Origin of the sequence: Streptomyces sp. NPDC048606 (genome assembly GCF_040650855.1) — a bacterium.
Classification (GTDB): domain Bacteria; phylum Actinomycetota; class Actinomycetes; order Streptomycetales; family Streptomycetaceae; genus Streptomyces.
The window spans coordinates 125,395-138,149 of record NZ_JBEZIB010000012.1; the positions used below are offsets into that span (position 1 = coordinate 125,395).

General features: G+C 74.3%; 13 protein-coding genes. 4 read left to right on the forward strand and 9 right to left on the reverse strand.

Annotation, left to right across the window (positions count from 1 at the left end):
• Positions 1-130: 130 nt before the first annotated feature.
• From whiA to AB0D01_RS15810, 6 genes are all read right to left on the reverse strand, one after another.
• A complete protein-coding gene (whiA, locus tag AB0D01_RS15785) occupies positions 131-1,126 on the reverse strand; it encodes a DNA-binding protein WhiA (RefSeq protein ID WP_030237199.1) in 996 nt (331 codons plus the stop codon).
• Entirely contained in the window at positions 1,117-2,184 is a 1,068-nt protein-coding gene (yvcK, locus tag AB0D01_RS15790; RefSeq protein WP_363055718.1) for a uridine diphosphate-N-acetylglucosamine-binding protein YvcK, read from the reverse strand. The genes whiA and yvcK overlap by 10 nt, the downstream gene beginning before the upstream one ends.
• Positions 2,181-3,140: an RNase adapter RapZ gene (gene rapZ / locus AB0D01_RS15795; RefSeq protein ID WP_363055719.1), complete on the reverse strand. Its 960-nt coding sequence runs from the start codon at positions 3,138-3,140 to the stop codon at positions 2,181-2,183. The genes yvcK and rapZ overlap by 4 nt, the downstream gene beginning before the upstream one ends.
• Positions 3,137-5,191 carry an excinuclease ABC subunit UvrC gene (uvrC, locus tag AB0D01_RS15800; protein WP_363055720.1) on the reverse strand — a complete coding sequence of 685 codons (2,055 nt, stop codon included), beginning with the start codon at positions 5,189-5,191 and terminating at the stop codon, positions 3,137-3,139. Before uvrC ends, rapZ begins: the two co-directional genes overlap by 4 nt.
• 249 nt (positions 5,192-5,440) lie before the next feature.
• A complete protein-coding gene (locus AB0D01_RS15805) occupies positions 5,441-6,253 on the reverse strand; it encodes a hypothetical protein (protein WP_363055721.1) in 813 nt (270 codons plus the stop codon).
• A complete protein-coding gene (locus AB0D01_RS15810; protein ID WP_363055722.1) occupies positions 6,250-6,849 on the reverse strand; it encodes a papain-like cysteine protease family protein in 600 nt (199 codons plus the stop codon). Before AB0D01_RS15810 ends, AB0D01_RS15805 begins: the two co-directional genes overlap by 4 nt.
• Before the next feature lie 229 nt (positions 6,850-7,078).
• Between AB0D01_RS15810 and AB0D01_RS15815 the strand changes: the two genes are divergently transcribed.
• Positions 7,079-8,098, forward strand: a complete 1,020-nt coding sequence (locus tag AB0D01_RS15815; protein ID WP_363055723.1) for a hypothetical protein — start codon at positions 7,079-7,081, stop codon at positions 8,096-8,098.
• 117 nt (positions 8,099-8,215) lie between these two features.
• On the opposite strand, the gene AB0D01_RS15820 is transcribed toward AB0D01_RS15815, so the two are convergent.
• Entirely contained in the window at positions 8,216-8,782 is a 567-nt protein-coding gene (locus AB0D01_RS15820) for a TetR family transcriptional regulator (RefSeq protein WP_363055724.1), read from the reverse strand.
• A 106-nt stretch (positions 8,783-8,888) separates the two neighbouring features.
• Between AB0D01_RS15820 and AB0D01_RS15825 the strand changes: the two genes are divergently transcribed.
• Positions 8,889-9,875: an aldo/keto reductase gene (locus AB0D01_RS15825; protein WP_363055725.1), complete on the forward strand. Its 987-nt coding sequence runs from the start codon at positions 8,889-8,891 to the stop codon at positions 9,873-9,875.
• Between the two features lie 36 nt (positions 9,876-9,911).
• Here AB0D01_RS15825 and AB0D01_RS15830 read toward each other — a convergent pair whose 3' ends face one another.
• The gene (locus AB0D01_RS15830; RefSeq protein WP_363055726.1) at positions 9,912-10,343 is read right to left on the reverse strand and encodes a Rieske (2Fe-2S) protein; all 432 of its coding nucleotides are present in this window, start codon (positions 10,341-10,343) and stop codon (positions 9,912-9,914) included.
• A gap of 154 nt (positions 10,344-10,497) precedes the next feature.
• Between AB0D01_RS15830 and AB0D01_RS15835 the strand changes: the two genes are divergently transcribed.
• Positions 10,498-11,433 (forward strand): carbohydrate kinase, encoded by a 936-nt coding sequence (locus AB0D01_RS15835; RefSeq protein WP_363055812.1) that lies wholly within the window; start codon positions 10,498-10,500, stop codon positions 11,431-11,433.
• Here the strand turns inward: AB0D01_RS15835 and AB0D01_RS15840 are convergent.
• Positions 11,372-11,977 (reverse strand): TetR/AcrR family transcriptional regulator, encoded by a 606-nt coding sequence (locus AB0D01_RS15840; protein WP_363055727.1) that lies wholly within the window; start codon positions 11,975-11,977, stop codon positions 11,372-11,374. The two genes, AB0D01_RS15835 and AB0D01_RS15840, sit on opposite strands and share 62 nt — an antisense overlap.
• Before the next feature lie 69 nt (positions 11,978-12,046).
• Here AB0D01_RS15840 and AB0D01_RS15845 point away from each other — a divergent pair, with 69 nt between their 5' ends.
• Positions 12,047-12,697 carry an NAD(P)H-binding protein gene (locus AB0D01_RS15845; RefSeq protein ID WP_363055728.1) on the forward strand — a complete coding sequence of 217 codons (651 nt, stop codon included), beginning with the start codon at positions 12,047-12,049 and terminating at the stop codon, positions 12,695-12,697.
• The last annotated feature ends 58 nt before the right edge of the window (positions 12,698-12,755 follow it).

The following is a 12,755-nucleotide window of genomic DNA, read 5'->3' on the forward strand; positions in this document are numbered from 1 at the left end:
CGGACGACAGGCTCACGATCACCCCGCGCGCGTGTCAATGGGGCGTGCCGCGAAAGGGGCCCGCGCCGGGATGGCACGAACCCCTTTCGGTCGTACGGGCCCCTTCGGGCGACACGGGCGGCCCCGTCGGTCAGCCGGCCATGTTGTCGGCCAGCTCCTCGCTGAGGTCCAGGTTGGATTCGGTGCCCGGGATGCCCAGGTCCTGGGCCCGCTTGTCGGCCATCGCCAGCAGCCGGCGGATGCGTCCGGCCACGGCGTCCTTGGTCAGCGGCGGGTCGGCGAGGGCGCCCAGCTCCTCCAGGGAGGCCTGCTTGTGCTCCATGCGCAGCCGGCCGGCGGCGGCGAGGTGCTCGGGGACCTCCTCGCCGAGGATCTCCAGCGCGCGCTGCACTCGGGCTCCGGCGGCCACCGCGGCCCGCGCCGAGCGGCGAAGGTTGGCGTCGTCGAAGTTGGCGAGGCGGTTGGCGGTGGCGCGGACCTCGCGCCGCATCCGCCGCTCCTCCCAGGCCAGCACCGACTCGTGGGCGCCGAGGCGGGTCAGCAGCGCGCCGATGGCGTCGCCGTCGCGGACCACGACCCGGTCCACGCCGCGCACCTCGCGCGCCTTGGCGGCGATGGAGAGCCTGCGGGCGGCACCCACCAGGGCCAGGGCTGCCTCGGGGCCGGGGCAGGTGACCTCCAGGGAGGAGGACCTGCCCGGCTCGGTGAGGGAGCCGTGGGCCAGGAAGGCACCGCGCCACGCCGCCTCGGCGTCGCAGGTGGCCCCGGAGACCACCTGCGGGGGAAGACCCCGGATGGGACGGCCGCGGCCGTCCACGAGCCCGGTCTGGCGCGCCAGCTGGTCGCCGCCGGCCACGACCCGTACGACGAACCGGCTGCCCCGGCGCAGCCCGCCGGGGGCCATCACGACCAGGTCGGAAGAATGGCCGAAGATCTCCAGGATGTCCTTGCGCAGCCTGCGGGCGGCGATCCCCGTGTCCAGTTCGGCCTCGATGACGATGCGGCCGCTCACCAGGTGCAGCCCGCCGGCGAACCGAAGGATCGCCGAGACCTCCGCCTTCCTGCAGCAGGTCCGGGTGACGGGGAGGCGGGAGATCTCATCCTTCACCGCGGGCGTCATCGCCATGGGCCGATCCTTCCATGCATCCGAAAAATACGGTCGTACGCGGCGGCCAGCAGCTCCGGATCGTGCTTCGGAGAGCCGTCCTGCCTGGCCACGGGCGCCAGCTCGACCGCCGCGCCGAAGCGCTTGGCGGCTTCGGCGAGGGACTCGCGGTCGGGCACGGCGGCCTCGTCGGCCAACACCACGTCCAGGGCGAGTTTAGGGGCGTGTCGGGCCAAAACCTCCAAATGACGCTGCGGAGAGAACCCCTCTGTTTCGCCGGGCTGTGGTGCGAGGTTCAACGAGAGGACCTTGCGGGCCTTCGTCTGGATCAGCGCGTCGAGGAGTTCCGGCACCAGCAGGTGCGGGATGACGGAGGAGAACCAGGATCCGGGACCCAGGACCACCCAGTCGGCGTCGAGCACGGCGGCGACGGCCTCCGGCACGGCGGGCGGGTCGCTCGGCACGACCTGTACGGAGAGCACCTCGCCGGGGGTGAGGGCAACGGTGGCCTGCCCCCGGACGGTGTCCACGTCCTCCGGGCGGGCCGGGTCGTGCCCCTTGACCAGGGCCTGGAGCTCCAGCGGCACCGCCGACATGGGCAGCACCCGCCCGTGGGCGCCCAGCAGCCGGCCGACGAGGTCGAGGGCCTGGACGGGGTCGCCGAGCTGCTCCCACAGGGCGACGATCAGCAGGTTGCCGACGGCGTGCTCGTGGAGGTCGCCCGCCGACTGGAAGCGGTGCTGGATGACGCGGGCCCAGGTCTGGCCCCAGTCGTCGTCCCCGCACAGCGCGGCGAGCGCCTTGCGCAGGTCGCCGGGCGGGAGCACGCCGAGCTCCTCCCGGAGCCGGCCGCTGGAGCCGCCGTCGTCGGCGACGGTGACCACCGCGGTCAGCTCGCCGGTGATGCGGCGCAGCGCGGCGAGGGAGGCCGACAGGCCCATGCCGCCGCCGAGGGCGACGACCTTGGGCGCGACCGCCTCCGCGGCGCCGCCGCGGCGGCCCGCGCGGCCCGCGCGGTCCTCGCCCCTGCCGGGGGTCAGACGGCGCAGGCGGCGCAGCCGCAGGGTGCGTCCGGTCACTCGCGCCCCATGTCCCGGTGGACGACGACGGTCTCGACTCCCTCGGAGGCGAGGCGGGCGGCGAGCTTCTCGGACATGGCCACGCTGCGGTGCTTGCCGCCGGTGCAGCCGACCGCGATGGTCACGTAGCGCTTGCCCTCGCGGCGGTAGCCGGTGGCGATGAGCTGGAGCAGCTCGGTGTAGCGGTCGAGGAACTCCTTGGAGCCGGGCTGGCTGAAGACGTAGCCCGACACCTCCTCGTTGAGCCCGGTGAAGGGGCGCAGCTCGGGGACCCAGTGCGGGTTGGGGATGAAGCGGCAGTCGACGACGAGGTCGGCGTCGACGGGCAGGCCGTACTTGTAGCCGAAGGACATGACGGTGGCCCGCAGCTCGGGCTCCTCGTCGCCGGCGAACTGGGCGTCCATCTTGGCGCGCAGCTCGTGGACGTTGAGGCTGGAGGTGTCGATGACCAGGTCGGCGTCGCCGCGCAGCTCGCGCAGCAGGTCGCGCTCGGCGGCGATGCCGTCGGTGATGCGGCCGTCGCCCTGGAGGGGGTGCGGGCGGCGGACGGACTCGAAGCGTCGTACCAGGGCGTCGTCGGAGGACTCCAGGAAGACGATGCGCCGGTTGACGCCCTTGCTGTCGAGGTCGGCGAGCGATTCGCGCAGGGCGTCGAAGAACTGGCGGCCGCGCACGTCGACGACGACGGCGATGCGCGCCACGTTGCCCTGCGAGCGGGCGCCGAGCTCCACCATGGTGGGGATCAGCGCCGGCGGGAGGTTGTCGACGACGAACCAGCCGAGGTCCTCCAGACACTTGGCCGCCGTACTGCGGCCGGCCCCGGACATCCCGGAGATGATCACCAGCTCGGGGATGGCGGCCTCGGCGTTGTCGCCGGGCTCCAGTGTCGTGCCCGTACTCACCTGTGCTCCGTCTCGGTCGTGCTCGGTCTTGCGATCGGACTCGTGCTCGGTCATTGCTCGGTCCCCCGTTCGGACGATGGCGTCCCCGCGGGCGCGGGGGTCTCGTCCTCCATGATCTCTCCTGTGGCCGTGTTGACCGCAGGAGCGGCGGGGGTCGCCCGCGCGAGGGCCACGGCCACGGCCTCGGCCGTCTTGAGGCCTATGCCCGGGACCTCGCGGATCTGGTCGATTGTCGCCTGTCTCAGCTTCTTCACCGAACCGAAGTGCTTCACGAGGGCCTGCTTGCGGCTCTCGCCGAGGCCGGGCACCTCGTCGAGGGGGCTTGATTTCAGGCGTTTGCCGCGCTTGGAGCGCTGGTACTGGATGGCGAATCGGTGGGCTTCGTCACGCACCCGCTGGAGCAGGTAGAGGCCCTCGCTGGTGCGGGGCAGCACGACGGGGTCGTCCTCGCCGGGCAGCCAGACCTCCTCCAGGCGCTTGGCCAGGCCGCACACGGCGACGTCGTCGACGCCGAGCTCCTCCAGGGCTCGTCGGGCGGCGGCGACCTGCGGTGCTCCGCCGTCGACCACGACGAGCTGCGGGGGGTACGCGAACCGCTTGGGACGGCCGTCGTCCCCGGGCGTGTCGCCGAGCGGGCCGTCGGTCGTGTCGTCGAGGGCGGTGTCGGTCCCGGCGGCGTCCCGGGGGTCCCACTCGCCGGTGCGCTGCTTCTCCTGCAGGTAGCGGCGGAAGCGGCGGGAGACCACCTCGTGCATGGAGCGGACGTCGTCCTGGCCCTCGAAGGACTTGATCTGGAAGCGCCGGTACTCGCTCTTGCGGGCGAGTCCGTCCTCGAAGACCACCATCGAGGCGACCACGTCCTGGCCCTGGAGGTGGGAGATGTCGAAGCACTCGATGCGCAGGGGCGCGCTGTCGAGGTCCAGGGCCTCGGCGATCTCCTCGAGGGCCCGGGAGCGGGTGGTGAGGTCGGCGGCGCGCTTGGTCTTGTGCAGCGCGAGGGACTGCTGGGCGTTGCGGTGGACGGTCTCCATGAGGGCCTTCTTGTCCCCGCGCTGCGGGATGCGCAGGCTGACCTGCGAGCCGCGTCGGGCGGCGAGCCACTCCGCGAGGGCGGGCGTGTCCTCGGGCAGGGCGGGGACCAGCACCTCCTTGGGGACGGCCTCGCCCTGTTCCTCCCCGTAGAGCTGCTGGAGGGCGTGCTCGACGAGGCCGGCGGTGTCGACGGCCTCGACCTTGTCGGTGACCCAGCCCCGCTGGCCGCGCACCCGGCCGCCGCGTACGTGGAAGATCTGCACGGCGGCTTCGAGCTCGTCCTCGGCGACGGCGATCAGGTCGGCGTCGGTGGCGTCGGCCAGGACGACGGCGTTCTTCTCCATGGCCCGGCGCAGGGCCCCTATGTCGTCGCGCAGCCGGGCGGCCTTCTCGTACTCCATCTCCTCGGCGGCCTCGTGCATCTGCCGTTCCAGCCGGGAGAGGTAGGTGCCGGTCCGGCCGGCCATGAAGTCGCAGAAGTCCTCGGCGAGTTCACGGTGCTCCTCGGGGGTGACCCGGCCGACGCAGGGCGCCGAGCACTTGCCGATGTAGCCGAGGAGGCAGGGGCGGCCGATCTGGGCGGAGCGCTTGAACACCCCGGCGGAGCAGGTGCGGACCGGGAAGACGCGCAGCATCAGGTCGACGGTCTCGCGGATGGCCCAGGCGTGGCCGTAGGGGCCGAAGTAGCGCACGCCCTTCTTCTTGGGACCGCGCATGACCTGGACCCGCGGGTACTGCTCGTTCAGGGTGACGGCGAGGGAGGGGTAGCTCTTGTCGTCGCGGTACTTGACGTTGAAGCGGGGGTCGTACTCCTTGATCCAGGAGTATTCGAGCTGGAGGGCCTCGACCTCGGTGGAGACCACCGTCCACTCGACGGAGGCGGCGGTGGTGACCATGGTGGCGGTACGGGGGTGCAGGCCCGCGAGGTCCTGGAAGTAGCTGGCCAGGCGTTGGCGCAGGCTCTTGGCCTTCCCGACGTAGATGACCCGGCGGTGTTCGTCGCGGAACCTGTAGACCCCCGGGGAGTCGGGGACCTGCCCGGGCTGGGGGCGGTAACTGGAAGGGTCGGCCATGCCAACCACCCTACTGGCGCCCGGGGACAGCGCCCCGTACGCCGGCCGGGTGAGGGCCGGCGTACGGGGGCGGGGAGCGGCGGGACGGGCACGCGCCCCGGGGGCCGGTCGGTCGGTTCCGGCCGCCGGGGCGCGTGGTCGGTGGGGTCCGTGGCCCGGGGGCTCACGCCCGGCCCCCCGGCCGGGCGTGAGCCCCGAACACCGGGCCTCGGGCACCGGGGCTCGGGCACCGGGGCTCGGACCTCGGGCTCAGGCCTGCGCGGAGGAGCGGCGGCGGCGCAGCAGGAGCACCGATCCGGCGGCGCCGAGCGCGAGCGCCCCGGCCCCCGAGGCGAGCAGGCCCAGGGGCGCCCCCGCCTCCCCGCCCGGCCCGGCGGCGGCTCCGGCCGCCTCCTCGAAGCCGCCCGCGCGGCCCGAGCGGGAGTAGTCGGAGCCGGGGAGCTTGTCCCCGTAGGCCTTGGTGACGCGGGTGCGGTAGCCGGCCAGGGTGGTGCCCGCCTCCCCCACGGCCCGTACGGCGTCCTCGTCCAGCGGGAGGACGCGGCTGCCCCCGGCGACGTACCAGGCGTCGATCTGCGGTTCCCGGAAGACGGTGCCCCCGGGGAGCTTCTCGGCGCCGAGGCGGGCGTAGCGGAACTCGTCGTCGCCGGTGGCGATGTTCACCACCTGCCAGCCGGACGCCGTCTTCGCGGTCCACAGGGCCGCCTGCTGCCCGTCGGTGGAGACGGCCCGGCTCGCGAGGAACTCCAGCCGGGCCACGGGCGCCCCGGCCTTGCCCGCGACGAACTCCGGGGAGAGGTGGTGCACGGGGATCGCCTCGCCCTCGACGCGGGGCCGGGCGTCGGCGATCGAGACCCTGCCCTCGCGGGCGAAGAACCGCGAGAGGGTGGCCAGGGTGTCGGGGGCGACGGCCGCCTCGTGGGCCGCCGCCCGGTTCTCGGCGGTGGCCGTGGCGGGCTGGGGCACCGGGGCGGCGGCGGCCCGCGGGGCGAGGCCGAGGCCGAGGAGGGCGGTGGTGGCGAGGACGGCGGCGGCGCCGGCGCGCTGGTTCACGGCGCTCACGCCCCGATCCGGTAGAGGGAGTGGGTCCAGGAGAAGGTGTTGTTGTCCACGTACCAGGCGTGGGAGGCCCAGTTGTAGCGGTCGCTGGAGGGCCACGGGTCGCCCCAGTAGACCCAACTGTTGGCGGTGTCGTAGCCGTAGAGGACGTGCATGTGGCCGCCGCCGTTGGACCACTGGATCCGGGTCTCGACGGGTCGGTTGGCGTTGATCTCGCCCTGCACGGTGGAGTACTGGAGCCAGCCGTTGACGTAGCTGCCGGGGTTGACGCCGGCCCAGCGCAGGCCGGTCTGCACGTTGCCCAGGGTGGCCTGGTTGTTGGGGCACTCGGTGCCCTGCTGACGGTTGAAGGAGGCGTTGCAGAACTGGTTCTGGCTGTAGTTGCGGCCGAACCACGTGGCGATCGTGTTTCCGCCGGCGGCCCAGCACCAGTTGGTCTTCTGTTGTGCCTGCATGGTGATGTTCAGGCGCTTGGAGGCGAGCGCGGAGTCGGCATCGGCGGCGGTGGCGGTGCCGGCGGCGGTACCGGTGGCGGACAGGGCCAGGAGCAGGGCGGTGAGGAGGGCGGCCGGGTACGGCCGCCGCTTTCGGTTGCGCATCGCGTTCCTCCCGAGGCGGGGATGTGGGGGTGGAGGAGCGCGTCCGGACGCTGTGGAGGAGCATCAGGGTGTTGTCGCGATCAGGTCAACACGCTTCAATACGCGGTGACATCGCAGTGTGAACGGTGGGGCTGTGGTGTGAACGGTTGCTGTCGTTCCACCTGCTCCCCCACCGACACCGGCCCGGACCCCCACACCGGCGCGTGTGAACGTTCACAGAGGAGTCGCCATGCGGGCGATGGGCGACGCGGCGGACGCCCGGGCCACCGGAGCCGGCGCAGCGGTCGGAGCGACGGGAGCCGCCGGAGCGAAGGGGCCGAGCGACCCGGACGCCGCCGAACTGGCACGGCTGCTGCGCGGCGGCCCCTTCCACCTCGCCCTGCGCGCCGCCCTCACCGCCCGCGGCCTGCCCCTGCACCGGGTGCAGCACCGGCTCGCGTCACGCGGCATCAAGGTCGGCGTGACCAGCCTCAGTTACTGGCAGCAGGGCGCGCGCAGCCCCCGCCGGCCGGAGTCGCTGCGGGCCGTCCGCGCGCTGGAGGAGATCCTGGAGCTGCCCGACGGCGCCCTGCTGCGGCTCCTGACCGATCCGCCGCCCGGTCCCGGTACGGTCGGACGCCCCGCCGCCCGCCCGTACCGGGCCCTGGTCAGCGTCGGCGCGGCGGTGGAGGCACTGCTCGACGCGATGGAACTCCCGGCGGACGGGGGCCTGCACACGGTGGGCCACCACGAGCGCGTCCGCATCGGGGCGGGCGGCGAGATGCGCGCGCGGGACTCCCAGCAGATCGTCCGGGCCCACCGCGACGGCGTCGACCGCTACCTCGCCGTGCACCACGGCGACCCGGGGTGCGACCCGGCCCGGATGAGGGTGACGGCCCACGAGAACTGCCGGACGGGTCGGGTGCGCCACCACCGGGAGGCCGGCGTGGTGGTCGCCGAGTTGCTCTTCGACGCCCGCCTGCGGCGCGGGGACACGTACGTCTTCGGCTACGGGATCGAGGACGGTACGGGGGCGCGGAGCTCGGAGTACGTACGGGGCTTCAGCTACGCGGGCGGGCAGTACATGCTCCAGGTCCGCTTCGACGACGCGGCCCTGCCGGTGCGCTGCCGACGCTTCGCCCGTACGGGCCCGCGCGCCCCGCGCACGCACCTGGCCGATCTCACCCCGAGCGGCCGCCACCGCGCCGTCCACCTGGTGGAACAGGCGGTCCACCGGGGGATCCTGGGCATCGCCTGGGACTGGGAGTAGCCCGCGGGGCCGCCCCGGGAACGGGCCCTCTCCGCGCCGTCCGAGGCCCGCCGTCCGGGCCACGCCGTCCGAGGCCCGCCGTCCGGGCCGCGCCGTCCGAGGCCCGCCGTCCGGTGGCTAGCCGGCGGCGCGGACCGGGGCGGTGACGCGGGCGACCGCGTCGATGACGGCGGCGCGGTGCGCCGCGCGGTGCTCCCCGTCCCCGTCGGGGCCGCCGGCGGTGTGGAACCAGGCCTGCGCGAGGGCGAGGACCAGCGTCAGGACGTCGGCCGGCGCGAGGGCGGGGTCGATCCGGCCGCTGTCCTGGGCCGCGGCCACGGCGGCGGCCTTGCGGGCGTAGGACGCGGTCTCCAGCTCGGTGGGCTCGGGGCGTTCCAGCCGCTTCCAGGTGACCAGGCGCATGAGCCGGGGGTCGGCGGTGAGGTGGTCGAAGACGGCTCCGGCGTAGCGCGGGAGGTCCTCGGCGTCGAAGGGGACCGACTCCGTGCCCGCCTCCAGCGCGCGCTGGATCACCTGGTCGAAGAGCTGTTCCTTGTTGCCGTAGTAGACGTAGATCATCCGCTTGTTCGCCCCGGCCGCCTCGGCGATCCGGTCGATCCGCGCCCCCGCGACGCCGTACTCGGCGAACTCGGCGAAGGCGGCTTCGAGTATCCGCGCCTTCGTCGCCTGGGAATCACGTGCCATGCGGCCCAGGCTAGCAAGTAACCATCCGGTTATTGACAAAGCCGGAACCCCCTCCCCATGATGGAACTAACCAGTTGGTTACTCACTTCGCAGGAAAGGAACCGCCGTGGAAACGCGCGCATTGGGAAGCCAGGGACTCCACGTGGGGGCCGAGGGGCTCGGCTGCATGGGCATGAGCGCCTTCTACGGCGCCACCGACGAACCGGAGTCGATCGCCACCGTCCACCGGGCCCTGGAACTCGGCGTCACGATGCTGGACACCGCCGAGTCCTACGGGCCCTTCCGCAACGAGCGGCTGATCGCCCGGGCCCTCGCCGGCCGCGACCGCGACCGGGTGGTGATCGCCACCAAGACCGGCGCCGAGATCGACGACGAGGGCAACCACCTCGGCCTCAACGGCCGGCCCGACTACATCCGCCGCGCGGCCGAACGCTCGCTGCGCCACCTCGGCACGGACCACATCGACCTCTACTACCTGCACCGCGTCGACCCGAACGTGCCCGTCGAGGAGAGCATCGGCGGCATGGCGGAGCTGGTCGCCGAGGGCAAGGTCCGCTACCTCGGCGTCAGCGAGGCCGCGGCGGCCACCATCCGCCGGGCGCACGCGGTCCACCCGCTGACCGCCGTGCAGACCGAGTACTCGCTGTTCGAGCGGGGCCTGGAGGCGAACGGGGTCGAGGACACCCTGCGGGAGCTGGGGATCGGCCTGGTCGCGTACTCCCCGCTGGGCCGCGGCTTCCTCTCCGGCGCCGTCAAGAGCCCGGACGACTTCGCCGAGGACGACTTCCGCCGCGTCGACCCCCGCTTCCAGGGCGCGAACTTCGCCGCGAACCTCGCCGTCGTCGACGCGGTGCGCCGGCTGGCCGAGGAGAAGCGGGTCACCCCGTCCCAGCTCGCCCTGGCCTGGGTCCTGCACCGGGGCGCGGTCCCGATCCCGGGCACCAAGCGGCGTAGCTACCTGGAGGAGAACGTCGCCGCGACGGACGTGACGATCACGCCCGAGGACGTCGCCGCGATCGAGGCCGTGGCCCCGCGCGGTGTCGTCACCGGCGACCGGTACCCCGAGGAACTGATGGCCACCCTGGACGGCTGACCCCCGCCGCCCCCACCGCCCCCGCCGCGCCGCCGGCTAGCCCGCGATCAGCCGGCCGTTCTCGGCCTTGACCGGGACGGACGGCAGCGGGTCGGTGGCCGGGCCGCGCAGGACCTTGCCGGTGGCGACGTCGAAGCGGCTGCCGTGGCACGGGCAGTTGCCCTGACCTTCGACGATCTTGTCCAGGACGCATCCGGCGTGCGTGCACTGCGCGCTGAACGCCGTGTACTGCCCCTCGGCCGGGCAGCTGACGACGACCTTGCGCTCGCGGAACAGCTTCGCCCCGCCCACCGGGACCTCGCTCGCCGCGCCCAGTTCCACCGGCTCGGTCGGCACGGCGGGGGTGCCGCCGCCGCTGTTGGTCTCCGTGGAGCACGCCGACAGGGCCGCTCCGGCGCCGACGGCCCCGGCGAGCGCGGCGGCGCCCTTGAGGACGGTACGGCGGGCGGCGGGCTGCGAGGCGGACATGCGGTTCTCCTGGAGCGAGGGGGTCGGGCGCGGGCCGGGCGCGCGCGCGGGTGGCGAAGACCGGGGTCCGCCCCGACCGGCCGGCCGCGACGACCCGGCCCCGCCGACGATACCGGGGGTCCGCCGGAGGCCTCCGATGGGATACCTTCCCGGCGTGATCGTCGTCGGCGGAGAAGCCCTGATCGACCTGGTGCCCCTCGCGGAGCCCCCCGGTGCGCTGTCCCCCCGGCCCGGCGGCGGGCCGTACAACACCGCGCTCGCGCTCGGGCGCCTCGGCGCGCCGGTGGCCTTCTGCTCGCGGGTGTCGACCGACGGCTTCGGCGAGAGCCTGCTCGGCGGGCTGCGCGCCGCCGGGGTGGACTGCTCGCTGGTGCGGCGCGGTCCGGAACCGACCACGCTGGCCGTGCCCTCGCTGGCCCCGGACGGCTCGGCGGCGTACGGCTTCTACACCGAGGGAACGGCCGACCGGCTGTTCACGCTGCCGCCCGCGCTGCCGGCGCGGGCCCGAGCCCTCGCGCTCGGGACCTGTTCGCTGGTGCTGGAGCCCGGGGCGAGCGCGTACGAGGCCCTGTTGCGCCGGGAGTCGCGGCGCGGGCTGCTGACCCTGCTCGACCCCAACATCCGCCCGGCGCTGATCGCGGACCCGGCCGCCTACCGGGAGCGCTTCCTCGGCTGGCTGCCGTACGTCTCCGTCCTCAAGCTGTCGCAGGAGGACGCGGCCTGGCTCGGTGGCGGGGTCCCGGACTGGTTGGCGGCCGGGCCCTCGGCGGTGGTGCTGACCCGGGGCGGGGAGGGGCTGACGGTGTGGACGCGGGCCGGGCGGCGTCACGACGCGGCCGCACGGCCGGTCCCGGTGGTCGACACGATCGGCGCCGGCGACACCGTCAACGCGGCGCTGCTGCACCGGCTCGTCGGCACGGACCCGGACGCGGCCCCCTGGCCCGAGGTGCTGGCGTACGCCGCCCACGCGGCCGCCCTGACCTGCACCCGAGCGGGCGCGGAGCCCCCGTACGCGGCCGAGCTGGAGCTCAGCCGACAGCCGCCCACAGGGTCCGGGCCAGGGCCGGGGCGAAATCCTCGACGGGACTGACCACGTCGGACCCGGAGAAGTGGAGGAAGAAGGCCCGCTGGAAGCAGGCGCCGAGCAGCAGGGCGGCGGCGGAGGCGGGGTCGGCCGCCGGGCGCAGCCGTCCCGCGTCGCGTTCCCGTCGCAGGCGCCCCTCCAGCTCCTCCAGCACCACGTGCGGGCCCACGCCGAGTGCGCGGACCCCCTCGCGGTGGCGGGTGAGCAGGGCGGGTTCGGCGAAGAGCGAGGCGGCGATGGGCATGGCGTCGGCGTAGAACCGCGAGGCGAGGGCGGCGATGTCGGCCAGGAGTTCCTCGCCGGTCGCGTCGCCGGGGGGCGCGGTGAGCACCGCCATCAGGGGGCCCGCGTTGGGAGTGCGTTCCATCAGCACCCGGACGAACAGCTCTTCCTTGTTCGCGTAGTGCTTGTAGAGCGCGGCCTCCGAGCAGCCGGCCTCGCGGGCGATGGCCTTGGTGGTGGCGTTGGCGAGGCCGACGGTCCGCATGAGGGTCTCGGCGGCGTCGAGGAGCCGCTCGGGCGTCGGGCGGCTTGACGTGGGGGTGGGCATTCGCTCACCCTAGTGGAAACGGGGGTGAGTGAATACTCACCCACCACGGTCTCCACTGAGGGGTGCGCCATGGAACTCACGGTGTTCGGAGCCAGCGGCGGAGTGGGCCGAGAGGTCGTCCGCCAGGCCCTCGCGGAGGGCCACGGGGTGACGGCGGTGGTCCGCGACCCCGCCCGGCTGGACGTGCCGGCGCGGGAGGGGCTGCGGGTGGCCGTCCTGGCCGACCTGACGGACGAGGACGCGCTGGTCGCGCTGCTGACCGGGCGGGACGCGGTGGTCTCGGCGCTGGGCGCGGCCAACAACCGCCAGGCCCGGCTGACACCGGTCGCGGGACCGGCCCTGCGGGCCATCCTCGCCGCGATGGACCGTGCCGGGGTGTCCCGGCTGTCGGCCGTCAGCGCCGCCCCGCTCGGGCCCGACGCCCCGGGCGACGGGGTGCTGCTGCGGGCGGTGGTCCACCCCCTGCTGCGGAGGGCGCTGCGCGACCTGTACGCGGACCTCGCCGTCATGGAGGCGGCCATCGCGGCGAGCGGCACCCGCTGGACGGTGGTCCGCCCGCCGCGCCTGCTGAACCGTCCCCGTACCGGCACCTACCGCCGCGCCCTGGACGCCAACGTCCCCGGCGGGAAGGTCATCTCCCGCGCGGACGTCGCGGACGCCCTGCTGAGCACCCTGAACGACCCCGCCACGGCCGGCCACGCCCTGGGCGTGGCCGCCTGACCCGCGGGCCCGGCCCCGGTGGGACCCGGTCGACGCGACCGGGCCCCACGGGGCCGAG